Raw genomic sequence first — 26,254 nt, 5'->3', positions numbered from 1 at the left:
TAATACTTAGCTGTTGGGCAAGGCTGCACTATAGGACCACAGCGCCTGCGGGCGTAATAGATGCCCATTGCCAACACGGCGAGTATAACCGACACGGTCAAAGAATTCCAAGACCTGGATCGCCCGCTTGCGGCCCAGACCGCTGGCGTCGCGGAAGGTGGCGGCGCCCACGGCGCCATTGCCAGCCGGCAAGCCGCCGTCCTCTTCTGCTTTTTGCGCCAGTTCCCGCACCAGTTGCGCCAGCTCGGCCAGCGCCGCCTGGTGATAAAACAGGTCGTGCACCACCTGGCTGATCTGCCCAGCCTTGGCAAGTTTGCGCAACAGCCGGCGCGTTTCGTCCTCGGCCAGGCCGGAGTCGCGCGCCAGGTCGCGCGTCCAGGGCGGATCGGAACGCCCCTGCTCCAAGGTGGCCAGCAAGGGCTCGGCCACCGCGTGCTCCTGCGGCGTCAGTTCCACGCTGTGCGCCGGCAAGTGCAGGCTGGCGCCGCGCGCCAGCACGCTGCCCTGCGCCAGCAAGCCTTCGACCAGGTGACTCCACAAGGCGTCTTCCATCTCGGCGTCGACGATGCGCTTCAGGCGCCACAGTTCCGGCCCCGCCTCGTCGGGCGCGCGCACGTGGAAGGCTTCCAATGCGGCCAGCACCCTCTCTTCCAGCGCGGCCTGTGCCGCCGGCGCCAGCAGCAGGGCGTCGCCGCCGCGCAGGGCGATGCGCCGCGTATCGGGCGGCAGCGCGATGGCGGCCGCAGGCAGCAGCGACAGGCGCACCAGCAGCGACTCGCGCAAACCCAGCGGGCTTTGCGCCAGCAGGGCCGCATAATCGCCCTGCGCGACAAAAGCGGCCAGGGCATCGAGCCAGGCAAGCCTGGCCGGGCTGCGGCGCTTGCGCGCGGGACCGAACGGATCGAGCACCATGCCGCCACCCACCGTCTGCGTCGCTTGCGCATTGCGCACGACGAAGCGGTCGCCGGGCACGCCGTGCATGGGGGCGTCGAACACCAGCTGTACCCTGCCCGTCTGCCCCGGCGACAGGCTCTCGCCATCGAGCATGACGGCGCGCGCCAGCTGGTGCGCAGCGCCCAGATGCACGTGCAGCGGCGACCAGGCTTTCAATTGCACGCCGGCGTCGGGCAGCAAAGTCAGTTCCACGTCGAGGCGCTCGGAACATTGCGCCAGCTCCGGCGCGACAATCCAGTTGCCCCGTTCAATGCGTTCGCGGTCGATGCCGGCCAGGTTCAGCGCCAGGCGCTGGCCCGCCATGCCCGTCTCGGCCGCGCGGTTTTGCGCATGGATGCTGCGCACGCGCGCCTGCGCGCCACCGGGTGCCAGTCGCAGCATGTCGCCCACCTGTGCGCGTCCTGCCAGCGCCGTGCCGGTGACGATGGTGCCCTGTCCGGACAAGGTGAACACGCGGTCTACGCCCAGGCGGAACAAGCGCCGTTCATCGCGCCGCGGCAGGCTGCGCGACACCTGCGTCAGGTGCGCCAGCAAGGCTGCCACACCAGGATCATTTTCCTGGCTGGCGGCCGTGGGGAAGATGGGGCTGCCCGCCAGCGGCGTGCCGGAAAGCAGCGCCTCGATGTCCATTTTCACCTGCGCCACGCGGGCGCTATCGGCGCGGTCGATCTTGGTCAGCGCCACGGCGCCCCGCGTCACCCCCAGCAGCTGCAAAATGGCCAGGTGCTCGTGCGTCTGCGGCATGATGCCATCGTCGGCAGCCACCACCAGCAGGGCAAAGTCGATGCCCGTCACGCCGGAAGCCATGGTGCGGATGAATTTTTCGTGGCCGGGCACGTCGATCACGCCCAGCACAGTGCCGTCCGCCAGCGGCAGATAGGCATAACCGAGTTCAATCGAAATGCCGCGCGCCTGCTCTTCCTTCAGCCGGTCCGTGTGCACGCCCGTCAGCGCGCGCGTGAGCGTCGTCTTGCCATGGTCGATATGGCCTGCGGTGCCGACGATCATGCGGACAACTCGGCGAGCTGCGCGATGAAGGCCGTTTGCTGCGCCGCTTCCAGGCAACGCAAATCGAGCCACAAGGTATCTTGCCCGATGCGCCCGATCACGGGACACGGCAAGGCGCGCAGGCGCTGCTCCAGCGTTCCCAATGGATTGCTCAGGCGCGAGCCGGGCGCGCTGCGGACGCCCAAGCCAAAGCTGGGCAGCTGGTCGACGGGCAAGGCGCCGCTGCCAATCTGGCTTTTCATGGCTTCCGCCGTCACCACGTACTGCATGCCCAGCGCGCCTTGCAGCAGCGGCAGCAGGGTTTGCGCCTGCGCGCGCATGGCAGCCGCCGGGCGCGTCAGCAAACGCAAGGTGGTCAGACGTTCGGCCAGCAAGTCCGGCGCGCGGTACAACTGCAGCACGGGGGCCAAAGCGGCCAGGGTCAGCTTGCCGACCCGCAGTGCGCGTTTCAATGGATTGCGCTTGATCTTCGCGATCAAATCGGCGCGTCCGACGATGACGCCGCATTGCGGCCCGCCCAGCAATTTATCGCCGCTGAAGGTCACCAGGTCGGCGCCCGCTGCTATGGTTTCGTGCACCGTCGTTTCATGCGGCAAGCCATATTGGGCCAGGTCGACCAGGGTACCGCTGCCCAGATCCACCGCCGTCGGCACGCCGTGTTTTGCCGCCAGCGGCACGAGCTCGTCGAGTTCCACGCTTTTCGTGAAACCGGTGATCGCGTAATTGCTGCAATGAACCTTCATCAGCAGGCTGGTCTGCTCGTTGATCCCGTTCGCGTAATCGGCCAGGTGCGTGCGGTTGGTGCTGCCCACTTCACGCAGCACGGCGCCGGCGCGCGTCATCACGTCGGGAATGCGGAAGGCGCCGCCGATTTCCACCAGTTCCCCGCGCGAGACAATCACCTCTTTATTCTGCGCCAGGGTATTCAACATCAGCAGCACGGCGGCCGCATTGTTGTTGACGATGGTAGCCGCTTCGGCCCCCGTCAGTTCGCGCAGCAATTCCTCGACCAGGTCGTCGCGGTCGCCCCGCTTGCCCGTTTCCAGGTCGAATTCCAGGTTCATCGGCCACTGCAGCGCTTCCACCACGGCTTGCACGGCGGCGTCGGGCAGCAGCGCGCGGCCCAGGTTCGTGTGCAGCACGGTGCCCGTCAGGTTGAACACCGCGCGCAGCTGCGAGCGCGATTGCGATTGCAGCCGTTCAGCCATTTGCGCGACGATGGCGGCAAGCGATGCGCCCTCTTCGCAGACTGCGCCGGCCAGCATGGCCGCGCGCAATTCGGCCAGCACGGCGCGCGCGCAGGCCAGGGTCTGCACGCGGCCGTAGTGCGCAATCAGGGCTAGGCAAGCCGCGTCGCCCAGGATGCGGTCGACCGACGGCAAGCGCACGGTTTGCCCCGTCGTCATGCTTGCTGGCCCTCGCTGCTGTCGTTCTTCCCCAGCCACAGCAGCGGATTGCCGCTGGCGCGCTGGTAGCCCGCTTCACCCACCAGCAGGTCGAGCATCAGGCTGGCCAGGTCGTCGGCCAGGGGCTCGACGTTGTAATCGTGCTCCTGGTTGAAGACCTTGCGATAAGTATGGCAGTCGTCGCAGGTTTCCGCGCGCGCCACTTTTTTCGGATCATTCGCCTTGTTGGGCAATTTGTCGTCCTTCGCCGCCACCGGGTCGAACGGCTTTGCATCGGCCGCGTCCAGGCCCTGGTAGGCGATCTTGCCATTCTGTTCGCAGGTCGAGCACTTCACGCGCACCATATGCCATTCGCTTTCGCAAATGCCGCAGTGCAGGTAGCGATACCCCTGCGACTGGCCGCCGATGCGGATCACGCTGGCGACGGGGTGCGAACCGCAAACGGGGCACAAGGTACCCGTTTCCAGGTCTGGCACGCGCGCAGCGCGCAGTTCGCTGGCCGACACCGACCACAGGATTTGCAGCGCGGCCGCGACGAACGGCGCGTGCATGGGATTGAGGTTGTCGCCGTTTTCATCGAGCACGGCGTCAGCGCAGGCGTCCAGCGCCGACGCGTCGAGCGCGCGCAGCTGGGCCAGCACCTGCGTCAGGCCGCCGGACAGGGCCGGCTGGCTGGCCGCCGTGGCAGCCAGCTCATCGAGCAGGCTGGCAAAGATGTCGCGCCAGACAGGTGGACGGGCGCCGCTGACGGGCAGCACGGGCATGCGGTGCTGGATGGCGCGGCGCAACGCGTCGGGGTCGGCGGCAGGCACGGCGCCGGGCGCCAGCTTGCCCACCACGGCGGCCTGCGCATCGGCCAGCGCGGCCATCAGCACCAGGTAGCCCTGCATGCCCGCGTCGACGGGGATGCCCTTGATGTTGCCTTGCGCCAGTTCGCGCAAGCGCAAGGCGCGCGCCGTGAACAGGCTGTCAGGCTGCGGCAGCAGCAGGCGCGGAATCGCGTTGTGGTCCAGGCCTTCGATTTCGCCTGGTTGAAGAATGCGTTGTACCAATGGAGTTTTCCCATCAAAAAAAGCAAGGCAGAGCCAGCGGAGTTGGCTGTGCTGTAAAAGTATTTTAATCGATAAAGAGAAAGGGGCCGATCCTGTGGGACCGGCCCCGGCTCTTGCAGCAGGGTATCGCTTGCAGCAGCTTAATCCTTGCTGTTGCGCATCACCGCTTCAAACCACTTCGGATGGTGCTTGCGCGCCCAGCCGTAGGTGACGGTGCCGCGCACCATGGCGCCGATCGAGCCCTTGACCCACAGGGCCGCGTAGATGTGCACGATGATGGCGCAGATGATGGCAAAAGCGCAACCGGCATGCAACAAGGCGGCAAAACGCACCACGTCGATCGGGAAATAGAACGCGAAATACGCGCGCCAAATCACTATGCCCGACAGCAACAGGCCAATCATGCTTGCCAACAACACGAAGAACAGGATCTTCTGGCCGGCATTGTATTTGCCGACCTTCGGAAGCTTTTCCTCGCGGTTATGGAGCACGTCGTCCATCTGTTTCAGCCACTGCTTGTCGCCGTCCTCGAACTTGTTGTGGTGCCAGAAGCGCACCACCAGGATCGCGAACGAGACAAACATCACCAGGCCGGCAAACGGATGCAAAATGCGCGTCCATTGCCCGCCGCCGAACAGGTTCGCCAGCCACGCCATCGAAGGATGGAACATGGCCAGGCCGGACAGGGCCAGCATGACGAAGGTGATGGCGGTGACCCAGTGATTCGTCCGCTCGTTGGGATCATAGCGCTGGATCAGCGGGTTGCCATCCTTGTCGCGCAGCTTGCCATCGTGCTGTTCACTATGCTTCATGCTGTTCCTCCCGGATGCGCTTGGCCTCTTCCAAGGCTTCGTGCTCTTCGTCCTTGCTCACTTCGTTCGGACCGACACGCGTGTAATGGAAGAAGCCTGCCAGTGCCGTGGCAGCCATGCCGGCCACCGCCAGCGGCTTGGACCAGCCCTTCCAGAAGCCCACCATCGGGCTGATGCGTGGGCGTTCCGGCAAGTTCGAATACAGCTTCGGCTTGTCGGCATGGTGCAGCACGTACATCACGTGCGTGCCGCCCACACCCAGCGGATCGTACAGGCCCGCGTTCTCGAAACCGCGCGACTTCAGGTCGACGATGCGCTCTTCCGCATGCACCTTCATGTCTTCCTTGGTGCCGAAGACGATGGCGCCCGTCGGGCAGGTTTTCACGCAGGCCGGTTCCTGGCCCACGGCGACGCGGTCCGAACACAGCGTGCACTTGTAGGCGCGGTCGTCCTTTTTCGAAATGCGGGGCACGTCGAAAGGACAGCCAGCCACGCAGTAGCCGCAGCCGATGCAGTTTTCCTGATGGAAATCGACAATGCCATTCGTGTATTGCACGATGGCGCCCGGCGCCGGACAGGCTTTCAAACAGCCCGGGTCCTCGCAGTGCATGCAGCCATCCTTGCGGATCAGCCACTCGAGGTTGCCGTCGTTGTCTTCGTGTTCGGCAAAACGCATCACCGTCCACGATTGCGGCGTCAAGTCCGTCGGATTGTCATAGGTGCCATGGTTTTCGCCGACTTCATCGCGCAAGTCGTTCCATTCCATGCACGCCGTCTGGCAAGCCTTGCAGCCGATGCATTTCGACACATCGATCAGCTTGGCCACGGTGCCCGTCACCGGGCTGCGTGCTTGCGGCGGCGTCACCGTGGTAGCCGACAGGCGCCGGATATCTAAGGATTGCAGTGCCATTATTGAGCTCCCATCATGCTTTTTCCACCTTCACGAGGAAGGACTTGAATTCCGGCGTTTGCGAATTCGCATCCCCCACGCCCGGCGTCAGGGTATTGATCAGATACCCCGGCTTGGCCACGCCCGTAAAGCCCCAGTGCAGCGGCAGGCCCACGGTATGCACCAGCTTGCCCTCGATCATCAACGCCTTGATGCGCTTGGTGACCACGGCCTTGGCGATGATGTGCCCCCGTTTGGAACTGACGCGCACTTCACCGCCGGCAACGACACCGATGCTCTTGGCCAGCTCTTCGCCGATTTCAACGAATTGCTGCGGCTGGATGATGGCGTTCAAGCGTGCATGCTTGGTCCAGTAATGGAAATGCTCGGTCAGGCGGTAGCTGGTCGCCACATGCGGATATTCCTCGTGCGTGCCGAATTGCTTGCGGTCAGCGGCGAACACGCGCGCGGCCGGATTGCTGGTCGCCTGCGGGTTTTTCGGATGCATGGGGTTATAGCCCAGCGGATTTTCGAACGGCTCGTAATGCTCGGGGAACGGTCCTTCAGCCATGGCGCCACGCGCAAAGAAGCGCGCCACGCCCTCGCCCAGCATGATGAACGGCCCCATGCCGTTTTCCGGCGGTTCGTCGACCTTGAAGTCGGGAATATCGGCCCCGCTCCAGTTCGTGCCATTCCACTCGATGAGCTTGCGGGTCGGATCGAAAGGCTTGCCCTTCAAGTCGCACGAGGCGCGGTTGTACAGCACGCGGCGGTTCGCCGGCCACGCCCAGGCCCAGCCCAAAGTCTGGCCGATGCCCGTCGGGTCGCTATTGTCGCGCCGTCCCATCTGGTTGCCCGCCTGCGTCCAGCTGCCGGCAAAAATCCAGCAACCGCTCGACGTCGTGCCGTCGTCGCGCAATTGCGCAAACGAAGCCAGCTGCTCGCCCTTCTTGACCAGCAGCTTGGTCGGATCCTTGAGATCGTACAGATCGGCCAGCGCACGGCCGTTGAATTCGCGGGCGATTTCTTCCGGCTGCGGGTTGTGCGGCTGCGCATAATTCCACGTCAGGTTGACGATAGGATCGGGGAACTTGCCGCCCTCTTTCTGGTACATGCTACGCATGCGCAGGAACAGACCCGACATGATCTCCAGGTCGCTGCGCGCCTGGCCCGGCGGTTCGGCCGCCTGCCAGTGCCACTGCAGCACGCGCGAGGAACTGACCAGAGAACCGCGCTCTTCGGCGAAGCAGCTGGTCGGCAAGCGGAACACTTCCGTCATGATCTTGGTGGGATCGACTTCGTGGTATTGCCCGTGCGGCTTCCAGAATTCGCCCGTTTCCACGGCCAGCGGATCCATGATGACGAGGAACTTCAGCTTCGACAGCGATTCCGTGACTTTCTGCTTGTTCGGCGCGGACGCCAGCACATTGAAGCCCTGGCAGATATAGCCCGTCATCTTGCCTTGGTGCATGTTCTCGATGGCTTGCATCAAGTCATACGGCTTGTCCAGCTTTGGCAGGTAGTCGAAGGCGTAATTGTTCTCGGCCGTGGCGAAATCACCCCACCACGTCTTCATGAAGCTGACGTGGAACTTGCGGTAATTGCTCCAGTAGCTGAGCTGGTTCGGCCGCAGCGGCTTGGTGGCGCGCGCGGCGATATAGCCATCGAAATCCTGCTCGGCTTCGTTGGGCAAGGTCATGTAACCTGGCAACAGGTTCGACATCAGGCCCAGGTCGGTCAATCCCTGGATGTTCGAGTGGCCCCGCAAGGCGTTCATGCCGCCGCCCGCGATACCCATATTACCCAACAGCAACTGCACCATGGCGCCCGTGCGGATGGTTTGCGCGCCCGTCGAGTGGTGCGTCCAGCCCAGTGCGTACAAAATGGTGCCGGCGCGTCCCGGCACGGCGGTCGAAGCCAATGCTTCCGCCACCTTATGGAACTTGTCGGGCGACACGCCGCACGTACGTTCGACCATCTCGGTCGTGTAGCGTGAGTAGTGCTTCTTCATCATCTGGTAGACGCAGCGCGGGTGCTCCAGGGTCGGGTCGACCTTGGCATAACCGTCGTCGCCGATCTCGTAATCCCAGGTGGCCTTGTTGGTGTACTTGCCTTTTTCCTTGTCGAAACCCGAGAACAGGCCGTCTTCGAACGCATAGTCTTCGCGCACGATGAAGGGCATGTCCGTGTAGTTGCGCACGTACTCATGCTGGATCTTGTCGTTCGTCAGCAGATAATTGATGATCGCGCCGAGGAAGACGATGTCCGTGCCGGTACGCGTGGCGCAGTAGTAATCTGCCACGGATGCGGTACGGGTAAAACGCGGATCGACAACGATCAGCTTGGCCTTGTTATGCGCCTTCGCTTCCGTTACCCATTTGAATCCGCAAGGATGTGCTTCTGCTGCATTGCCGCCCATGACCAAAATCACATCGGCATTCTTGATATCGACCCAATGATTCGTCATTGCGCCACGGCCAAACGTCGGGGCAAGACCTGCCACCGTCGGTCCGTGTCATACACGCGCCTGATTATCAAAGGTCAGCATCCCCATGCTGCGCACTGTCTTGTGGGTCAGGTAACCGACCTCGTTGCTGCCGGCGGACGCGGCCAGCATGCCGGTGGAGAGCCAGCGGTTGACGGTCTTGCCGTCGGCATTCTTTTCGATCAAGTTGGCATCGCGGTCATCCTTCATCAGGCGCGCGATCTTGTCGAGCGCCACATCCCAGGCGATCGGTTGCCATTCCGTGCCGCCCGGTGCGCGGTATTCGGGCACTTTCAGGCGGTTCGGGCTGTGGATGAAGTCGACCAGACTGGCGCCCTTCGGGCACAAGGTGCCGCGGTTCACCGGGTGATCGGCATCGCCTTCCACGTGGATGATGCTGGAGACGGCATTTTTCCCGCCGTCACCCAGTCCATACAGCAGGACGCCGCATCCTACCGAACAGTAAGGACAGGTATTGCGTGTCTCGGTGGTGCGAGACAGCTTGTATTGCCGCACTTCCGCCATCGCCTGACCCGGTGCGAAACCGAGCAGGGCGAGACTGGAACCAGCAATGGTCGCGCCAGTTACCCGAAGGAACTGGCGCCTGGACATCTGAACCATATTCAGGCCTCTATGATGTGAGTAAATAAAAAGTCATACAACGTGTGGTAGTGTCATATCACTAAGATATAAGCACCATGCCTGTGCCGTATGACAGCATTTTACCCCTCAAACCCCATCAAGGCCCAAACCGCCGGAAAAAATTGCACATAGTCAACATTATTTTATTGGTATCGAACAGTTCCTCTAAACAATGCCAACCTGCCGGTCCCGGCCCATCCCGCGCGCTGCGCGCTTGCATATCGCTACCCGCCCATGAAAAAACCCGCTCGCGAGCGGGTTTGTATGGAAGCGGGAAAAATTACAGACTGTAGCGCAAGGTCAGCGCCACAGTGCGCGGCGCGCCCGGCAGGCTCAGGTTCGGGCTGGAACCGTGGCCCGAGACGATGTAGCGGGTGTCGCCGATATTGTTGACGTTCAGCTGCACTTCATAGCGGCCCGTGCGGTATGCGGCCATGGCGTCGGCCGTCACGTAGCCAGGCAAGACCACCGTGTTGCCGGAATTGGCAAAACGGCTGCCGACGGCATTCGCGCCGCCACCCACCGTGAAGCCGTGGCCCAGGTCTTTCGTCAGCCACAGGTTGGCCGTATTGCGCGCCGTCAAGGTGGCGCGCTTGCCTTTGACAGGCACTTCTCTGGCGATGATGCCGCCCGGCAGGTTGACGCTCTTGTCGACGGCGATGGAATCGGTGATGGTGGCGTCCAGGTAAGCGTAGCCGGCCATCATTTTCCAGCCATCGTGCAGATCCGCATTGAAGGTCAGCTCCAGGCCGTCCGTGCGCTGGGTGCCGACGGGCACGATGCGGTTCGTGATGGGGTCACTGCTCTTGATGTTGTCGCGTTCCAGGCGGAACAGCGACACGGTGGCGTTGGCGCGGCCGCCCCACAGGTCGTACTTGGCGCCCACTTCCATGTTGCGCGTGGTTTCCGGCGCCAGGTCGGCATTGTTGGCGGCCAGGGCGAAGTTTTCGCCGCTGGGCTGGAACGAGCGGCTCCACGAGGCGTAGTACGATTGCACCGCGCTGGGTTGCCAGACGAGGCCGGCGCGGGGGCTGTAGGCCGAATCCGTGCGCGACAGGTCGGCCGTCGTCACACCAAGCGCATTGGCCAGGCGCGACTGCTGCTTGTAGCGGTCGTAGCGCAGGCCGGCCAGCGCCTTCCACTCGTCGCTGAAGCTGATGGCATCCTGCACGTAGGCGGCGGCCGTGTCATAGGTACCGAAAGTATCGCTGCGCGGTCCCAGGTCACGCGGATTGACCACCGGCAGGACAGGCTTGAAGATCGAAAAAGAAGTCTTCGGCACGGGGCCAGCCCAGCTGCTGGAGTCCTTGTTTTGCTTGCCGAACTCGGCGCCGTACAGCACTTCATGGCGCAAAGTGCCCGTAACGAGCTTTTGCGTCAGTTCCGTCTGGTTGAACCAGCCGCTCTCGTCGCGGTTCAGCTTGGCATGCCGCAGTTGCATCGTGCCATTGACTTCGTTGACGTTGCCGAAAATATTCGTGTTATTGCGGTCCAGGTGGTAATCGTAATAGCGGAAGGCATTGCGCAGCGACAAGCTATCGCTGAACTTGTGCGTCAGCGTGGCGGCCGTGGAGACCACGCGCGACTGGCTGAAGTCCGCATCGCGGGCGTTGGCGGCGCCGTAGTAAGTGCTCGCATCGACAGCCACCGGGCGGCCCTGGTAGGACGGAATGCCGAAGTCCGTCAGGCGGCGGTCTTCCAGGTAATCACCCTGCAGCAGCAATTTGGTGGCGCCAGAGAGGCGGATGGCCACGGACGGCGCCAGCGCCGTACGGTTGATGAATTGCTGGTTGCGGTAGCTGTCCGACAATTCGCGCGCGCCCGTGACGCGCCAGTCCACCGTCTCGCCCACTCTGCCCACGTCGACTTCGCCGCGGCGCCCTGCCGTGTTGGTCAGGCTCAGGGCCACGTCCGTGATATCCACGCCCGGCTTCCTGGTGATGCGGTTCACCAGACCACCCGAGGAGCCGCGGCCGTACAGCACGGCGGCCGGCCCCTTGATCACTTCCAGGCGCTCCACATTCGACAGGTCGCGGAAATACAGCGCGTCATCGCGGAAGCCGTCGACAAACTGGTCGCCGATGGCCGTGAAGCCGCGGATGAACACCTGGTCGCGCTGGCCATCGCCCGTGGACAAGCCCACGCCCGGGATGTTCTTCATGATGTCCTGGATCGACATGGCGTTCTGGTCGCGGATGACGGCGGCCGGCACCACATTGATCGTCTGCGGCACATCGCGCAGGGCCATTTCCGTCTTGGTGCCGCTGGCGGAGGTGCCGGCGACATAGGCATCCTTGTCCTTCGATGCCGTCACGGTGACGGCGGGCAAGCTTTCCTGGGCCAAAGCCGCCAGTGGCACGGCGCCCAAGGTCAAGGCGCCCAGTACGGCGATGGTGATCGGTTTGAATCCTGGCTTGCGCTGTTGCTGCATACAATTCCCTGGTCGATGTTTTAATACGAATGATTATCATTATTATGATATCAGCCAGCGATGGGAAACGTAAGGCAAAATGTAAGTGATAGTACTTATATACACGCAACTTGATGTAAAAAAGCAACAAGAAATTAATATCAATAAGAAATTAAAATTGCCTTGGAAAACTATTTCCGTGCGTCAATGCTATACTTGCGGTTGCTGGTTAGCGGCTCCCTACGCCGCCACACCCCTTGCTTTATCTCCAACGCCGCGCACTGCGCGGCGCGCCGCAATGCCATCACGCGGCACCTGAAGACCCCGATCCCCTGCGCCTTGCGGCGCCTGTCCGCCCCTGCTGGCGGCGGCGATCATGACTATTAAATTGTTAGGACTTACATGAAAAACCTGAACATCGGCAGCCGCCTTGGCGTCGGCTTTGCTGTCGTATTGCTGTTGCTTGCCGCCTTGACCGTCACCGCCCTCGTGCGCATGCAAACGGCCAGCGACCTGACTTACCGCCTCATCAATACCAGCATCAAGAACCAGCGCATGGTGGCTGAATGGTCGAAGATCATTGAACTGAACAGCGTGCGCGGCGTCGCCTCGTTTGAAATCACCGATCCCGTCGTGCGCGCCAAAATCGAGGAAGACTTGAAAGTCGATGCGGAGCGTTCCAGCAAACTGCAGGACGACATCATCGCGTCCTTGCTCAATCCGGCCGTGATCGAGCAATTCAAGATCGTGCGCAAGGTGCGCACCGACTATGTGACGACGCGCGCACGCGCCTTCAAGATGAAGGCTGACGGCGACGTGGCGGGCGCCAAGCAAGTGTTCGAGAAGGAAGTCGCGCCGATCACCACGGCTTACCTGGCCGAAGTGAAGCGCTTTGCCAACATGCAGATCAAGGCCGCCGACGGCGTCGGCGCCAGCATCATCGAGGCCTACAGCAGCACCCGCATCTTCCTCATCACCATGGGCGTGCTGGCCGTGCTGATGGGCATCGGCTTTGCGTGGTGGATCACGCGCTCGATCACCGGCCCCATCCGCGACGCCGTAAAAGTGGCGGAGACCGTGGCAGCAGGCGACCTGAGCAGCATCATCACGGCGCAAGGCCGCGATGAAACGGGCCAGCTGATGCATGCCCTGAAAACCATGAACGACAGCCTGGTGGGCATCGTCGGCCAGGTGCGCAGCGGCACCGACACCATCGCCACGGCGTCCGCGGAAATCGCCGCCGGCAACCAGGACCTGTCATCGCGCACGGAACAGCAAGCCAGTTCGCTGGAAGAAACCGCTTCGTCGATGGAAGAACTGACCTCGACCGTAAAACAGAATGCCGACAACGCGCGCCAGGCGAATAAACTGGCCGGCGACGCGGCCGGCATCGCCAGCCGCGGCGGCGCCGTGGTGGCCGAAGTGGTGGCCACCATGGGCGAGATCAATACCTCGTCGAAGAAAATTGTCGACATTATCTCTGTCATCGATGGCATCGCCTTCCAGACCAACATCCTGGCCCTGAACGCGGCCGTGGAGGCGGCACGCGCCGGCGAACAGGGCCGCGGCTTCGCCGTGGTGGCAACAGAGGTGCGCAACCTGGCGCAGCGCTCGGCAGCAGCGGCCAAGGAAATCAAAGGCTTGATCGACGACTCCGTGCAAAAGGTCGACGTAGGCACGGATCTGGTCGACAAGGCCGGCAAGACGATGGAAGAAATCGTGCAAAGCATCGGCTTCGTCACGTCCATCATGAGCGAGATCAGCAACGCCAGCGAAGAGCAGAGCGCAGGCATCGAGCAAGTCAACCAGGCCATTTCCGAAATGGACCAGGTAACGCAGCAAAATGCAGCCCTGGTGGAAGAAGCCTCGGCAGCGGCCGAAGCGATGCAGGAACAGGCGAGCGAACTGGCGCAGGTGGTCAGCGTCTTCCGCCTGGACGCCAACGCGGCGGCCACCGGCCGTTTCAGCGTGAAAGCGGCGCAGCGCAGCGCGCCGGCAGCGCCTGCCGCTTCCGTCCGCAAGGCTTCGCCCCCTGCCCTGCGCCTGCCCGTGACGCGCAAGAGCAGCAAGGCAGCAAGCCCGGCCGAAGGCGAGTGGGAAGAGTTTTAAGTCCGCATCAGCAGCAAGAGCAGCTATTGCCGGCGTATCTCTGCAATGGCTGCCTCCAGCACCTCGTCACGCCCGGCCCGTATGCCGGCAATCGTGGGCCTGACCTCGATATCCGGAATGATGCCCACGCGCTGCGTGGGGCGCCGGTCCGGATAAAACACGCCGATGCCGCTGATCAGGGTGCTCAGGCCGCCGGGCAGCGAAAACGGCGAGATATTGCCATCCGCGCCAGCCGTGGTGCTGCCGACCACCTTCGCGCGCGGCGCCACGCGCAAGGCCATGGCCGTGTATTCGGCCTGGCTCTGGCTGACTTCATCGACCAGCAGCATGACCTTGCCCGCATAAGGCGGCGCTTGCGGGCGCAAGGCTACGGCCCCGCTCCAGCGGAAGGCGCCAGGGTTGCCAAGGTCGCCTTTGGTAAAGCGGGCAAACTCCGTGGGCCGGTCGACCAGATAGGCCCCCAGGGCAAAGACGACAAACTCGCGCGGGTAGTTGCGTATATCGATAATCAGGCCGCGGCTGCCCGCGGCCGCTGCCATATGCGCCGCCACATCGGCCCGCTTGAGGGTCGATAGTTTGAGGTAGGCGATATCGTCGCCCAGGCGCTGGAACGTTCCCCCTTCCCTGTCGTGCGTGTCCGGCCCCGCTTGCCGCTTGACTGGCACGCGCTGCACCGTCATTTCCATGTCCTGCTGTCCGCGGCGTATCTGCAGGCGGGTATCGCCGCAAGCGCCAGTCGTCAGCTTGCCAGCCATGTCGCGCAGCCGCGCCGCTTCATTCGATGCCGCATAGTAAGGTCGCCAGGCGGCGACCAGTTGCGCCACCGGCACGCCATCGAGGCTGGCGATGACATCGCCGGCCTGCAATCGCGTCGCCGCCCCCGCTTCGGCTTCCCGATAACCGACCACCACGGCACTGTTGTCGATGAAGCGGAGCTTGACTGGCAGGTGGCATTCGCCCACGGGCGGACGCACGCGCAGCGAACTCCACAGATTTGCGTGGGTATCGTGCAGGCGCGCAATCACGGCCATCATTTCCAGCTGATAGCTGGCACGGTCCCTGGCCAGCGCGATGCGCGGCAGCGACTGGCGCAGAACGTCATCCCAGTTGTCGCCTGTCGTATCGCGGTATGGCGCCCAGTATTCGATGATATTCCAGAAGCGAAACAAGGCCAGCAACTGAAAGCCGGCATCGGGCAGCGCAATATTCTCGTAGGCGATCTCATACTCAAAGACGGGATTGCCCACCCGCTCCTGCAAGCGCACATAAAACTGGCTGGCCGACGCCGGCCGGCGCAGATAAATGTGCCGCAGATCGGCGCGCAAGCCGGCGCCTAGCAAGCCGTCATCGTCCAGCCATTGCAGTGCGGGACGCAGGTGCAACTCACCTTGCGCCGGGACGGCACAAGGGTCGCAATCGGCAAGCGCTCCCAAACCGGCGATCCAGTCGCGCAGCACGACATCGCCCGCCGCCCTGTCAGGTGCGGCCAGCATGCGGGGCATGACACGCAAGAGTTCATAGTCCCACTGCCGCCCGCCTGCGGTGATCAAGGGGTGATGGTATTTCAGGAAACCCCACACCTTGCCGAGCACGGCGAGGTTGTCGACTTGCGCCGGCGTCATGGCATCGAATGCGATGCGCGAGCCGGCATCGAATTCGTGATCCGTTTCAAACGCGGTGTGGCGGCCGTCCTGCGAAAGAACCGGCGGCGCCGCACCGACGAGCAGAAAGGCAATGGCTGGCATGCACCAGCGCGCCAGTCTCAGACAGGGTATCCATTTCATCAAGCCTCCTCCTTGGCAGGGGCAACGACAGTATTTCAGCTCAGGCGGGCTTGCGCATCCGCGACCAGGGTTGCCAGCTCGCGCGGCACCGCCTGCGCCAGGAAATCGAGCGCCAGCTGTTCCGGATCGATGGCGGCGTCAAGCGGCAAGCCATGCTCGAAGCCGCCCACCATGATGCGGCAGAAATGCGGCGATTCTGCCCGCGTTTCCACATACCAGCAGCCCGCATGGCCTTGCACGAAGTATTCGCCGATAAAGTAGCCGAGCATGGTTTTCACCCACTGCCAGCTCTCGTCGCGGATGACGATGGTGCGCATGGCTGCGTCGATGTATGGCAGGTATTCGGCCGCGTTCGTCAATACCTCGTGCGCCGGCTGGATGCCCAGGCGCTCGACAAAATTCACCAGCGAGGCACCCAACGCGTCATAGTAGGCATCAAAAGCCGTTTGGCTTTGCTGCAATAATTGTTCTTGTTCGTTCGACAGCATTCACACTCCACAGACATTCAACAATCCCGCCCATTTTCGAGCAATTGCGCGGGTCAGACTATCCATCATTTTACGCCACGCTCACGTCCACCCCGGCCCGCTGCAGCAAGGCCTCATTGCGGGCGGACAGATGCGTCACCTGCAGATGCTTGCCGGCCTTGTCATAGCGCTCATACAGGGATTCGATGGCGGCGATGGCCGAGTGATCGGCCATGTGCAGGTGCCGGCAGTCGAGGATCACGCGGGCCGGGTCCGACGCTGACTGGAACAGCTCCTGAAAATGCGTGGTGGAAGCAAAAAACAGGGTGCCGTGCGGCAAGTAGACGCGCATGCCAGGGCTGCTGTCATCGATGTCGGCGCGGATTTCGCGCGCATGCTGCCAGGCAAAATTCAAGGCGGCGATGACGATGCCGCACAGCACGGCCGTCGCCAGGTCAGTGAATACCGTGATCACCGTCACGGCGACGATCACCAGCGCATCCTGCAACGGCACCTTGCCCAGCACGCGCAAGGAACCCCAGGCAAACGTCTGCTGCGCCACGACAAACATCACGCCCACGAGGGCAGCCAGCGGAATGCGCTCGATCAGCGGCGACAGGAACAGGATGAACAGTAAAATCATCACGCCGGCCATCACGCCCGACAGGCGCGAGCGGCCGCCCGAACTCAGGTTGATCATGGTCTGCCCGATCATGGCGCAGCCGCCCATGCCGCCAAACAGGCCCGATACGACATTCGAGGCACCGAGCGCGATGCATTCGCGGTTCGGCTGGCCCCGTGTTTCCGTGATCTCATCGGTGAGATTAAAGGTGAGCAAAGTTTCCAACAGCCCCACCATGGCCATCAGCACCGCATACGGGAAGATGATGTGCAAGGTGGCCATGTCCAGCGGCACGGTGGGCCAATGCAGGGCTGGCAAGCCGCCGGCGATATGCGCGAGGTCGCCCAGGGTGCGCGTGGGCAAGTTCAAGACATGGCTGAGCACGCCCACTCCCAGGATGGCCACCAGCGCCGGCGGCACGGCACGCGTGATGTGCGGCAGCACGTACACGATGGCCATGGTCAGGGCCACCAACGCAACCATCACGAGCAAGGGCGTGCCTTGCAACCAGGTTTCCCCTTGCGGCGAGGCCTGGCGAAAGTGTTCCATCTGCGCCATGGCGATGATGATGGCCAGGCCATTCACAAAGCCCAGCATCACGGGATGGGGCACCATGCGGATCAGCTTACCCAGGCGCAAGATGCCAAACAGCACCATCAGGATGCCACTGAGCACGACGGTAGCCAGCAGGTATTGCACGCCATGCTGGGCCACCAGCGCCACGATGACGACGGCCATGGAACCTGCGGCGCCTGAAATCATGCCGGGACGCCCGCCAAAGATGGCCGTCAGCACGCAAATGATAAAGGCGCCATACAGGCCCATCAGGGGATTGAGCTGCGCCACCAGGGCAAAGGCGATGCATTCGGGCACCAGGGCGAATGAGGTGGTCAGGCCGGCCAGGACATTTTTTGTACGTTCGGGTAGCACTCTTCCCGAAAAGTTGCGTTGGTCATTGATTCAAATCCAGGGTCGGAACAGGGAAATGCCGGCCTGATGGACAATAATCAGGCGCAGCCATGCCAGCGGGCGTCACAGAAAAGCTACGCTGAGGTCGGTCGGAGCAGGAAAGTCGTCAGTGACTACATCGGTATGGCGGAAAGGGGAAGTTTCATCAAGGCGCCAGGCGGCGCGGCTGAGCTTGCTTGCATTATACAAGATGCGCAGCCGGCAAAAATATGGACAAAAAAATAGCCCACTCGAAAGTGGGCTATTTTTTTTCATCTGGAGGCGAGGACGGGAATCGAACCCGTCTAAACGGCTTTGCAGGCCGCTGCATAACCTCTTTGCTACCTCGCCAGAGGAACTGCTTGGATGGGCCTTGCGGCACACCTTGAAAACTGGAGCGGGAGAAGAGTCTCGAACTCTCGACCTCAACCTTGGCAAGGTTGCGCTCTACCAACTGAGCTACTCCCGCATTGGAGCTTGGTTGCTGCTTAATCACGCTGCGTACTGTAGCGGATAAAAAAAGGAAGCCAGCTTAGCTTCCCTTTAGAATTCTGGAGCGGGAGAAGAGTCTCGAACTCTCGACCTCAACCTTGGCAAGGTTGCGCTCTACCAACTGAGCTACTCCCGCATTGGAGCTTCTATTTTCTGCTACTGCCATCTTGCTGTACTGCCCCCAGCTTTCGCTGGAGCGGGAGAAGAGTCTCGAACTCTCGACCTCAACCTTGGCAAGGTTGCGCTCTACCAACTGAGCTACTCCCGCATACGAACCACTATTTTACTGCCTTTTATTACCGTTTACCAGTGCTTCTTTACTGCTGATCCAGTATTCACTGGAGCGGGAGAAGAGGCTCGAACTCTCGACCTCAACCTTGGCAAGGTTGCGCTCTACCAACTGAGCTACTCCCGCAGTGGACAACATTGTATCAGAAGCTCTACTACATCGCCAGTACTACTTTTTACAGCACCTGCTGTTTTTACCTATGACATGATCCAGAAAACTGGAGCGGGAGAAGAGGCTCGAACTCTCGACCTCAACCTTGGCAAGGTTGCGCTCTACCAACTGAGCTACTCCCGCGTCATCAACAACAGGCCAGCATTATAGAGGGATTACAGGGGCTGTCAACGGGCAATATCTGGTGTTTTGCAAAATATTCCGCATAAAGCAGCCACCTGCTTATTCTTAGTGCAAATTTCCCGCTTTTTCCTTGATGAGCGGCCATGCCAGGCGCAAATAATAGAACATCGACCACACCGTCAGCACGCAGGCGATCCACAGCAACTTTTCGCCCCACACGTGGGTATCGATCGCGCCGAAGATCACGTCGTGGTACAGCAGCAAGGGAATGGCCGTCATTTGCGCGGCCGTCTTGATCTTGCCGATCGAGCTGACGGCCACCGATTTCGATGCGCCGATCTGCGCCATCCATTCGCGCAATGCGGAAATGGTGATTTCGCGGCCGATGATGATAAAGGCCAACACGGCATTGACACGGTCCAGCTGCACCAGCACCAGCAAGGCGCCCGCCACCATCAGCTTGTCGGCGACCGGATCGAGGAAGGCGCCAAAGGCCGAGGTCTGGTTCCAGCGGCGCGCAAGAAAGCCATCGAACCAGTCAGTCACGGCGGCAACAATGAAGACCAGGGTGGCAACCAGATTCTGGTCGCCATGCAGCAGCAGCGACGGCGGCAAATAAAATACGCCAACGACGAGTGGAATCAGAGCCACACGCAGCCAGGTCAAAAGGATGGGAATATTAAAAGGCATAAGGAAGCAATCGGCCGACGGGTAAATTGAACATGAAGAAAGCATGAAGAAAGCGCCACTAGTCTACATGGCCCGGGGGTATTAGCCTAGTCCGGTTGCCGCAGCACTGGAGCAGGCGATCCCTTCATTAATGCAACTGCTTGTAAATCTCCTCTGCCAGCTGCGTGGAAATCCCCTCCACCGACATCAGATCCTCGACGCTGGCGTCGACTACGCCGCGCAAGCCGCCAAAGCGCGACAGCAGCTTCTGCCGGCGCTTGGCGCCGATGCCTTCTATCTCTTCCAGGCGCGAGGTCTGGCGCGTCTTGGCGCGCTTGGCGCGCATGCCAGTGATGGCGAAGCGGTGCGCCTCGTCGCGGATCTGCGCGATCAGCATCAGCGCCGCCGACTCCTTGCCCAGTTCCTGGGCTGGACGACCATCGACGAACAGCAGGGTTTCCAGGCCCACCTTGCGCCCTTCCCCCTTGGCCACGCCGACAATCAAGCTGATATCGAGTCCCAGCTCGGCGAACACCTGGCGCGCCATTTCAATCTGCCCCTTGCCGCCGTCGATCAGCACCACGTCGGGCATCACGCCATCGCCATTGGCGACCTCATTGGCCACCTTCTCGTAGCGGCGCATCAGCACCTGGCGCATGGCCGCGTAATCGTCGCCGGGCGTGATGTCGTTGATGTTGTAGCGCCGGTATTCGCCATTCTGCATGGTGTGGTGGTGGAACACCACGCACGACGCCTGCGTCGCCTCGCCCTGCGTGTGACTGATGTCGAAACACTCCACACGCAGGCTGTCGAGGTCTTCCGTTTCCAGGCGCAGCGCTTCGGCCAGCGCGCGCGTGCGCGACTGCTGCGAACCCTGCTCCGACAGCAATCGCGCCAGCGAAATCTCGGCGCCCTTGTGCGCCATCTCCAGCCATTGGCGGCGCTGCCCCTGCGGCTGGAAGATCAGGTTGATGCGATGGCCGCACTGCTCCATCAATGCCACCATCAGGGCCGGCTGGTCGAACTCGATATTCAGGATCAGGGTGCCGGGGATGAATTTTTCCGTGTAGTGCTGGGCCAGGAAGGCGGCCAGCACTTCCACCTCGATGGGCTCTTCGGCAATCGCCGCCGCATCGCTGAGCTGGCTGGGGAAGTAGGCGCGGTCGCCCAGGTGGCGCCCGCCGCGCACCATGGCCAGGTTGACGCAGGCGCGCCCGCCCTGCACCAGCACGGCGAGGATATCGACGTCGGCGTCGCCCGTCGTTTCCATGCTTTGCTGGTGCAGCACGCGCGACAGCGAGGCAATCTGGTTGCGCACCACCACCGCCTGCTCGAATTTCAGCTCGGCGGCAAACGCGTGCATCTTCTTTTCCAGGTCCGCCATCACTTCGCTCTGGCGCCCACGCAGGAAGCGCGCCGCGTTTTCCACGTCGTTCTTATAGTCTTCCTTGCTGATCAGGTCCACGCAGGGTGCGCTGCAGCGGCCGATCTGGTGCAGCAGGCAGGGCCGTGTGCGGTTGGCGTAGACGCTGTCCTCGCAGGTACGGATCAAAAACACCTTCTGCAGGATCTGCATCGATTCCTTGACGGCCCAGGAACTGGGAAACGGCCCGAAATACTGGTTCTTCTTGTCCACCGCGCCCCGGTAATACACCATGCGCGGCGCGTCGCCGTTGGTAATTTTTAAATAGGGATACGACTTGTCGTCGCGAAACAGGATGTTGTAGCGCGGCTGCAGCGCCTTGATCAGGTTGTTTTCCAGGATCAAGGCTTCGGCCTCGCTGTGCGTGACGGTCGTTTCCAGGCGCGCGATGCGCTCGACCATCATGGCGATGCGGGGGCTGGCCAGGTTTTTCTGGAAATAGCTGGAGACGCGCTTTTTCAAGTCGCGCGCCTTGCCGACATACAACACCTTGTCGGCGGCGTCGAAATAGCGGTACACGCCGGGCAAATTCGGCAGCTTGGCGACAGTGGCCAGCACGTGCGCGCGGGGATCGGGCGGCGTTTCGGCCAAGGTCGATTCAGGGATCGATTCGGGGATCGGTTCGGGGCTTGCTTCGGTCATTGCTGGCTCATTGCGCACTTATAGTTACACTGCTTGCTCCACGATCACGAACGCGACCGCATATTCTTCTTCATCGCTGATGGTCACTTGCGCGCTCAGCCGGTTTTTTTCCATGAACTCCGCCAGCACGCCGCTGCAGACGATCATCGGCTTGCCGCTGGGGTGATTCAGCATCTGCGCGGCGGGCCAGGTCATCGGCATGCGCAAACCCAGGCCGATGGCCTTGGAAAACGCCTCTTTTGCCGCGAAGCGCGTGGCCAGGAAACGCACGCCGCGCACGGCATTCCTGGCGCTGCGGGCACGGAATTTCTCCAGCTCCTGCGGCCCCAGTATCTTTTTCGCGAAACGCTCACCGTGACGCGCCAGGGCCGCCTCGATGCGGGAAATCTTGCAGATATCGGTGCCGATGCCGTAGATCATGCTGAGCTCCTTTGTCCGCGCGTTTAGGCTTTGCCAGCCAGGCGCGTGGCCACCATGATGGCCTTCATTTCGCGCACGGCGTTTTCCCAGCCGACAAACACGGCGTGCGCGACGATGGCGTGGCCAATGTTCAGTTCAGTAATATCGGGAATGGCGGCGATGGCCTGCACGTTGGTGTAATGCAAGCCATGGCCCGCATTGATTTTCAAGCCACGGCCCACGCCGAACAGCACGCCCGCCTGGATGCGCTCCAGCTCAGCCAATTGCTCGGCGCCTGCCGTATCGGCATAGCGCCCCGTGTGCAGCTCGATCACGGGAGCACCAAGCTCGGCAGCGGCGGCGATCTGTTGCTCGTCCGCATCGATGAACAGGCTCACGCGGATGCCCTCGCCTTGCAATTGTTTCACCGCAGCCTGCACTTCCTTGAAGTAGCGCACCACGTCCAGCCCCCCTTCGGTGGTCACTTCCGTGCGCTTTTCCGGTACCAGGCACACATCTGCCGGGCGGATGCGGCAGGCGAAGTCAATCATTTCCTGCGTCACGGCCGCTTCCAGGTTCATGCGCGTGAGCAATTGCGGCGCGATGGCGATGACGTCCGCATCCTTGATGTGGCGGCGGTCTTCGCGCAAATGCAGGGTGATGGCGTCGGCGCCCGCCTGTTCGGCCAGCAGGGCCGCGCGGATCGGGTCCGGATAGGCGGTGCCGCGCGCATTGCGCAAGGTGGCCACGTGGTCGATATTGACGCCCAGGTCGATGACGGGGCCGGAAGGCTGCAAAAAGCTCATAGTTGGTATCCGTAAAGTGCTGTCGTGCTGTAAACCGCAGCTACAGCTGCATTAAATCGATCAGTATCTGGCGCGTATTCAAGGTGGCGCCACCCAGTTGATGGGCCAGCAAAAAGCGCATCAGCAGCTTGCTTTGCGCCTGCGTGGCCACGTCAAGATAATCTTCGCGCTCCATGTCGAGCAGGGTCTTGCCCGTGATCCTGGGCCAGGCGTCGGCGACGCGCGCCGGGCGCGGCCCCCGTTCCGGGTCGACCACGTAGACCTGCCCCGCCTCGACGGCCTGGCGCGTGCCCGTGCAGCGCGTCAGGTCGGCCGCCACGCCCGTTTCCTTGAGCAGGGCGCGCTCGAACTTGCGCAGCACGATGGGCGGCGGCTCATTGTGCGCCAGTTGATTCAAGGTGGCAACGTAGTGGTCGAACAGGACGGGATGCGGGTCGTCGCGCGCCAGCAGTTTCACCAGCAATTCGTTCAAATAGAATCCGCACAGCAGGGCGGTCTTTTCCAGCGGCAACATGCCGCCCACCCATTCGGCGCCCGTCAAAATGCGCAGTTCGGATTTACCCGTCCAGCCCGCTTGCAGGGGCTGGAAGGTTTGCAGCACGCCGCGCAACTGCGAATGGGGCCGCTTGGCGCCCTTGGCGACGAGCGCGATGCGGCCGTATTCGCGCGTAAACACGTCGACGATGAGGCTGGTTTCTTTATGCGGATAGCTGTGCAGCACGAAGGCTGGCTGGCCCGTGATGCGGCCGTCGCGCGCGGGCGGACGGCTGCGCCGAGGCGGCGGTGCGGAAGGTGCGGCCGGCGGCGCGATGACCACCGGCGCGGGAACAGGTGCGGAGACAGCAGGTGAGGCTGGCGCAATGTCAGGCTGCGCTGGCGTGGTGGTGCTCATGCGTGTAGCGTCGCCCCCGGGTTGCGGATTACTCGTAGCCGTAGGCGCGCAAGCCCGCCTCGTTGTCGGCCCAGCCCGATTTGACCTTGACCCAGATTTCCAGGTACACGGGGCCGCCGAACAGCTTTTCCATATCCAGGCGGGCCTGGGTCGAGACTTCCTTCAGGCGCGCACCCTTGTTGCCGATGATCATGGACTTGTGCGTATCGCGCTCGACCAGGATGGCGGCGAACACGCGGCGCAAATCGCCTTCCTGCTCGAATTTTTCGATCAGCACGGTGCTCGTGTACGGCAATTCATCGCCGACAAAGCGGAAGAGTTTTTCGCGCACGATTTCCGAGGCGAGGAATTTCTCGCTGCGGTCGGTGATGTCGTCCGGGCCAAAGATGGGTTGGTTTTCCGGCAAGAAACGCTTGATCTCATTCTGCAAGCCTTCCAGCTGGAAATGCAGCTTGGCGGATACGGGCACGATGGCGGAGAAGTCGCGCATGGCGGCGATCTTTTGCGCAAACGGCAACAATACAGCCTTATCCTTGACGCGATCGGATTTATTGATGACGAGGATGCATGGCACTTCCTTCGGCAGCAAATCCATCACTTGCTGGTCGGCCGGGCCGAACGTGCCCGCCTCGATCACGTACAGGATGACATCCGAGGAAATCAGCGTGTTCGTCACGGTTTTATTCAGCGTCTTGTTCAGCGCGTTCGAATGGCGCGTCTGGAAGCCAGGCGTGTCGACGTAGATGAATTGCGCGTCCGGCACCGTCTGGATGCCGGTGATGCGGTGGCGCGTGGTTTGCGCCTTGCGCGAAGTGATGCTGACCTTCGCGCCGATCAGCACGTTCATCAGGGTCGATTTGCCCACGTTGGGGCGGCCCACGATGGCGATATAGCCACAGCGGAAGTTGTCGGGCATTTTGGTGGCTGTCATGCTAGTGTCGATTCTGTTTAGTAGGAGCGGCGTGCGCCGGAACAGCCGGGGCTGCCGCGTCGTCGCTCTGGATGGTGGCAATACCGGCCAGCTTGAGCTGGGCGGCGCGCGGTTTGGGCTTGCGGCTGGCGGCTGGCGACTTCAACAGCGCCTGCTCGGCCACGTCCAACGCCAGTTTGGCGGCGGCTTGCTCACCGGCGCGGCGGCTTCCGCCACGGCCGTAGACCTGGATATTCAATTTCGGCACCAGGCATTCGATCTCGAATTCCTGGCTGTGGGCGGCGCCGTGGGTAGCCACCACGTTGTATTGTGGCAGCGAAATTTTCTTGCTTTGCAAAAACTCCTGCAGCAGGGTCTTGGCATCCTTGCCCAGCGTTTGCGGATCGACCGAGTCGAGGATGGGAATGTAGAAGGCGCGGATCACCGTGCTGGCCGCGTCAAAGCCCGTATCGAGAAAAATGGCGCCCAGCAAGGCTTCCAGGGTATCGGCGAGGATGGACGGACGGCGGAAACCGCCCGACTTCAGTTCGCCTTCTCCCAGGCGCAAAAATTGCGACAGTTCCAGCTTTTGCGCGATTTCATACAGCGACTGCTGCTTCACCAGATTGGCGCGCAAGCGCGACAGGTCGCCCTCGTCGATGGACTTGAAGCGTTCGTACAGGATGGAAGCGACCACGCAGTTGAGAATGGAGTCGCCGAGGAATTCCAGCCGCTCATTATGCAAACTGCTGTGGCTACGATGCGTCAAGGCTTGCTGCAACAGGCCAGCATCCTGGAACGTATAGCCTAAACGGGTTTGCAATAGCTGAAGATTCATTGTTGTTTCTGTATCATCTGAGTAATTCGGCTGGCCGCCGCGCGGGGAATCGGCGCGGCAGCCATGGTCGGTCCATTACAGACCAGGCCGGCTTAGTGTATGCCGCCCACGCGTTTCGGATTGCTGAAGTTCATCCACACCAGGAAGGCCTTGCCGACGATGTTCTCGTTCGGCACGAAGCCCCAGTAGCGGCTGTCCGCGCTATTGTCGCGGTTATCGCCCATCATGAAGTAATTGCCTTGTGGCACCACACACGTAAAACCGTCTTCGTTGTAGTTGCACGCATCCTTGTGCGGGAAATCCTTCACTTCGCGCAAGTTCAACGTTGGTGCAGGCTCGTCGTTGAGGATGCGGTGGCTCACGCCCGTCAGATTTTCTTCCAGCTGCTTGTGATAAACAGTGCTTTCATCGTCCAGGTAGTCGTCCAGCGGGGTGTACGCCACTTCCTTGCCGTTCACCGTCAAGCGCTTGTTTTCATAGGTGATTTTATCGCCAGGCACGCCGATAACACGCTTGATATAGTCTTGCGACATATCTTTCGGGTACTTGAACACCATCACGTCGCCACGCTGCGGATCGTTGACTTCGATGATGCGCTTGTTCACGATCGGCAAACGAATGCCATAGGTGAACTTGTTGACCAGGATCAAATCGCCCACCAGCAAGGTCGGCACCATCGAACTCGACGGGATCTTGAATGGCTCGTACAGGAAGGAACGCAGGCAGAACACCAGGGCGATGACGGGGAAGAAGCTGCCCGAATACTCGACCCAGGTGGGCTGGCGCAACAGCGCTGCCTCGATGGTCGCGCGGCTGCCGCCCGCATCGGACTTGATGCCCTCGGCGGCCAGCTTGGACTGGCGCGCATCGAACTCAGCCAGGGCGCGGTCGGCCGCCTTGCGGCGCTGCTTGGACAGATAAAACACATCCAGGCACCAGACCAGGCCCGTCAACACCATCAGCACGAACAGGATTAAAGCAAAATTTCCTAAAATCACTTGCAGGTTCATTG

Annotated in this window: 19 protein-coding genes and 6 tRNA genes; 1 reads left to right on the top strand and 24 read right to left on the bottom strand. The window is 61.8% G+C overall.

Features of this window, described 5'->3' with window-relative positions; translation table 11 throughout:
• Window positions 1–6: 6 nt before the first annotated feature.
• The 7 genes from selB to ACQ4WP_RS13645 all read right to left on the bottom strand — a co-directional run bounded on the left by selB (window position 7) and on the right by ACQ4WP_RS13645 (window position 11,679).
• A complete protein-coding gene (gene selB, locus ACQ4WP_RS13675) occupies window positions 7–1,962 on the bottom strand; it encodes a selenocysteine-specific translation elongation factor (protein WP_436521409.1) in 1,956 nt (651 codons plus the stop codon).
• Window positions 1,959–3,368, bottom strand: a complete 1,410-nt coding sequence (gene selA / locus ACQ4WP_RS13670) for an L-seryl-tRNA(Sec) selenium transferase (RefSeq protein ID WP_436521407.1) — start codon at window positions 3,366–3,368, stop codon at window positions 1,959–1,961. The genes selB and selA overlap by 4 nt, the downstream gene beginning before the upstream one ends.
• Entirely contained in the window at window positions 3,365–4,420 is a 1,056-nt protein-coding gene (fdhE, locus tag ACQ4WP_RS13665; protein ID WP_436521405.1) for a formate dehydrogenase accessory protein FdhE, read from the bottom strand. The genes selA and fdhE overlap by 4 nt, the downstream gene beginning before the upstream one ends.
• A gap of 140 nt (window positions 4,421–4,560) precedes the next feature.
• Window positions 4,561–5,232 (bottom strand): formate dehydrogenase subunit gamma, encoded by a 672-nt coding sequence (locus ACQ4WP_RS13660; RefSeq protein WP_436521403.1) that lies wholly within the window; start codon window positions 5,230–5,232, stop codon window positions 4,561–4,563.
• Window positions 5,222–6,142: a formate dehydrogenase subunit beta gene (gene fdxH / locus ACQ4WP_RS13655; RefSeq protein ID WP_289949802.1), complete on the bottom strand. Its 921-nt coding sequence runs from the start codon at window positions 6,140–6,142 to the stop codon at window positions 5,222–5,224. The genes ACQ4WP_RS13660 and fdxH overlap by 11 nt, the downstream gene beginning before the upstream one ends.
• 13 nt (window positions 6,143–6,155) lie before the next feature.
• The gene (gene fdnG / locus ACQ4WP_RS13650; protein ID WP_436521401.1) at window positions 6,156–9,227 is read right to left on the bottom strand and encodes a formate dehydrogenase-N subunit alpha; all 3,072 of its coding nucleotides are present in this window, start codon (window positions 9,225–9,227) and stop codon (window positions 6,156–6,158) included.
• A gap of 301 nt (window positions 9,228–9,528) precedes the next feature.
• On the bottom strand, window positions 9,529–11,679 hold the full coding sequence (locus ACQ4WP_RS13645) for a TonB-dependent receptor (RefSeq protein WP_436521399.1): 2,151 nt from the start codon (window positions 11,677–11,679) through the stop codon (window positions 9,529–9,531).
• 381 nt (window positions 11,680–12,060) lie between these two features.
• Between ACQ4WP_RS13645 and ACQ4WP_RS13640 the strand changes: the two genes are divergently transcribed.
• Complete coding sequence (locus tag ACQ4WP_RS13640) at window positions 12,061–13,767, top strand: methyl-accepting chemotaxis protein (RefSeq protein ID WP_436521397.1); 1,707 nt, start codon at window positions 12,061–12,063, stop codon at window positions 13,765–13,767.
• A 23-nt stretch (window positions 13,768–13,790) separates the two neighbouring features.
• On the opposite strand, the gene ACQ4WP_RS13635 is transcribed toward ACQ4WP_RS13640, so the two are convergent.
• The 17 genes from ACQ4WP_RS13635 to lepB form a co-directional block, all read right to left on the bottom strand.
• On the bottom strand, window positions 13,791–15,551 hold the full coding sequence (locus tag ACQ4WP_RS13635; protein ID WP_436521395.1) for a S41 family peptidase: 1,761 nt from the start codon (window positions 15,549–15,551) through the stop codon (window positions 13,791–13,793).
• A gap of 35 nt (window positions 15,552–15,586) precedes the next feature.
• The gene (locus tag ACQ4WP_RS13630; RefSeq protein ID WP_436521393.1) at window positions 15,587–16,039 is read right to left on the bottom strand and encodes a hypothetical protein; all 453 of its coding nucleotides are present in this window, start codon (window positions 16,037–16,039) and stop codon (window positions 15,587–15,589) included.
• Window positions 16,040–16,109: 70 nt separating this feature from the next.
• A complete protein-coding gene (locus ACQ4WP_RS13625) occupies window positions 16,110–17,570 on the bottom strand; it encodes a SulP family inorganic anion transporter (RefSeq protein WP_436521391.1) in 1,461 nt (486 codons plus the stop codon).
• A 295-nt stretch (window positions 17,571–17,865) separates the two neighbouring features.
• A tRNA-Cys gene (locus ACQ4WP_RS13620) sits at window positions 17,866–17,939 on the bottom strand.
• Between the two features lie 42 nt (window positions 17,940–17,981).
• A tRNA-Gly gene (locus ACQ4WP_RS13615) sits at window positions 17,982–18,057 on the bottom strand.
• Between the two features lie 83 nt (window positions 18,058–18,140).
• Window positions 18,141–18,216: transfer RNA gene (locus ACQ4WP_RS13610), tRNA-Gly, on the bottom strand.
• A 56-nt stretch (window positions 18,217–18,272) separates the two neighbouring features.
• Window positions 18,273–18,348 (bottom strand) — tRNA-Gly (locus ACQ4WP_RS13605).
• A gap of 71 nt (window positions 18,349–18,419) precedes the next feature.
• Window positions 18,420–18,495 (bottom strand) — tRNA-Gly (locus tag ACQ4WP_RS13600).
• A gap of 92 nt (window positions 18,496–18,587) precedes the next feature.
• Window positions 18,588–18,663: transfer RNA gene (locus tag ACQ4WP_RS13595), tRNA-Gly, on the bottom strand.
• A gap of 105 nt (window positions 18,664–18,768) precedes the next feature.
• Complete coding sequence (pgsA, locus tag ACQ4WP_RS13590) at window positions 18,769–19,353, bottom strand: CDP-diacylglycerol--glycerol-3-phosphate 3-phosphatidyltransferase (RefSeq protein WP_436521389.1); 585 nt, start codon at window positions 19,351–19,353, stop codon at window positions 18,769–18,771.
• Window positions 19,354–19,480: 127 nt separating this feature from the next.
• Entirely contained in the window at window positions 19,481–21,397 is a 1,917-nt protein-coding gene (uvrC, locus tag ACQ4WP_RS13585) for an excinuclease ABC subunit UvrC (protein ID WP_436521387.1), read from the bottom strand.
• 24 nt (window positions 21,398–21,421) lie between these two features.
• Complete coding sequence (acpS, locus tag ACQ4WP_RS13580) at window positions 21,422–21,817, bottom strand: holo-ACP synthase (protein ID WP_436521385.1); 396 nt, start codon at window positions 21,815–21,817, stop codon at window positions 21,422–21,424.
• A gap of 23 nt (window positions 21,818–21,840) precedes the next feature.
• Complete coding sequence (gene pdxJ / locus ACQ4WP_RS13575; RefSeq protein WP_436521383.1) at window positions 21,841–22,602, bottom strand: pyridoxine 5'-phosphate synthase; 762 nt, start codon at window positions 22,600–22,602, stop codon at window positions 21,841–21,843.
• Between the two features lie 40 nt (window positions 22,603–22,642).
• Entirely contained in the window at window positions 22,643–23,494 is an 852-nt protein-coding gene (gene recO / locus ACQ4WP_RS13570) for a DNA repair protein RecO (protein ID WP_436521381.1), read from the bottom strand.
• 28 nt (window positions 23,495–23,522) lie between these two features.
• Complete coding sequence (gene era / locus ACQ4WP_RS13565; protein ID WP_436521379.1) at window positions 23,523–24,425, bottom strand: GTPase Era; 903 nt, start codon at window positions 24,423–24,425, stop codon at window positions 23,523–23,525.
• 1 nt (window position 24,426) lies between these two features.
• The gene (gene rnc, locus ACQ4WP_RS13560) at window positions 24,427–25,227 is read right to left on the bottom strand and encodes a ribonuclease III (RefSeq protein WP_436521377.1); all 801 of its coding nucleotides are present in this window, start codon (window positions 25,225–25,227) and stop codon (window positions 24,427–24,429) included.
• A gap of 107 nt (window positions 25,228–25,334) precedes the next feature.
• Window positions 25,335–26,252 carry a signal peptidase I gene (gene lepB, locus ACQ4WP_RS13555; protein ID WP_425254046.1) on the bottom strand — a complete coding sequence of 306 codons (918 nt, stop codon included), beginning with the start codon at window positions 26,250–26,252 and terminating at the stop codon, window positions 25,335–25,337.
• Between the last annotated feature and the right edge of the window lie 2 nt (window positions 26,253–26,254).

This window comes from Janthinobacterium lyxosi (genome assembly GCF_051380665.1).
In the GTDB taxonomy this organism is placed as follows: Bacteria; Pseudomonadota; Gammaproteobacteria; order Burkholderiales; family Burkholderiaceae_D; genus Janthinobacterium.
This window is presented reverse-complemented; position numbering and strand designations above follow the sequence as displayed.

What these genes read in the sequence shown, in the direction of transcription:
- ACQ4WP_RS13635 (WP_436521395.1), bottom strand. Translation starts at nt 15,551, where the DNA reads ATGAAATGGATACCCTGTCTGAGACTGGCGCGCTGGTGCATGCCAGCC.
- ACQ4WP_RS13630 (WP_436521393.1), bottom strand. Translation starts at nt 16,039, where the DNA reads ATGCTGTCGAACGAACAAGAACAATTATTGCAGCAAAGCCAAACGGCT.
- ACQ4WP_RS13660 (WP_436521403.1), bottom strand. Translation starts at nt 5,232, where the DNA reads ATGAAGCATAGTGAACAGCACGATGGCAAGCTGCGCGACAAGGATGGC.
- pgsA (WP_436521389.1), bottom strand. Translation starts at nt 19,353, where the DNA reads ATGCCTTTTAATATTCCCATCCTTTTGACCTGGCTGCGTGTGGCTCTG.
- selA (WP_436521407.1), bottom strand. Translation starts at nt 3,368, where the DNA reads ATGACGACGGGGCAAACCGTGCGCTTGCCGTCGGTCGACCGCATCCTG.
- lepB (WP_425254046.1), bottom strand. Translation starts at nt 26,252, where the DNA reads ATGAACCTGCAAGTGATTTTAGGAAATTTTGCTTTAATCCTGTTCGTG.
- selB (WP_436521409.1), bottom strand. Translation starts at nt 1,962, where the DNA reads ATGATCGTCGGCACCGCAGGCCATATCGACCATGGCAAGACGACGCTC.
- fdxH (WP_289949802.1), bottom strand. Translation starts at nt 6,142, where the DNA reads ATGGCACTGCAATCCTTAGATATCCGGCGCCTGTCGGCTACCACGGTG.
- uvrC (WP_436521387.1), bottom strand. Translation starts at nt 21,397, where the DNA reads ATGACCGAAGCAAGCCCCGAACCGATCCCCGAATCGATCCCTGAATCG.
- recO (WP_436521381.1), bottom strand. Translation starts at nt 23,494, where the DNA reads ATGAGCACCACCACGCCAGCGCAGCCTGACATTGCGCCAGCCTCACCT.
- acpS (WP_436521385.1), bottom strand. Translation starts at nt 21,817, where the DNA reads ATGATCTACGGCATCGGCACCGATATCTGCAAGATTTCCCGCATCGAG.
- ACQ4WP_RS13645 (WP_436521399.1), bottom strand. Translation starts at nt 11,679, where the DNA reads ATGCAGCAACAGCGCAAGCCAGGATTCAAACCGATCACCATCGCCGTA.
- pdxJ (WP_436521383.1), bottom strand. Translation starts at nt 22,602, where the DNA reads ATGAGCTTTTTGCAGCCTTCCGGCCCCGTCATCGACCTGGGCGTCAAT.
- era (WP_436521379.1), bottom strand. Translation starts at nt 24,425, where the DNA reads ATGACAGCCACCAAAATGCCCGACAACTTCCGCTGTGGCTATATCGCC.
- ACQ4WP_RS13640 (WP_436521397.1), top strand. Translation starts at nt 12,061, where the DNA reads ATGAAAAACCTGAACATCGGCAGCCGCCTTGGCGTCGGCTTTGCTGTC.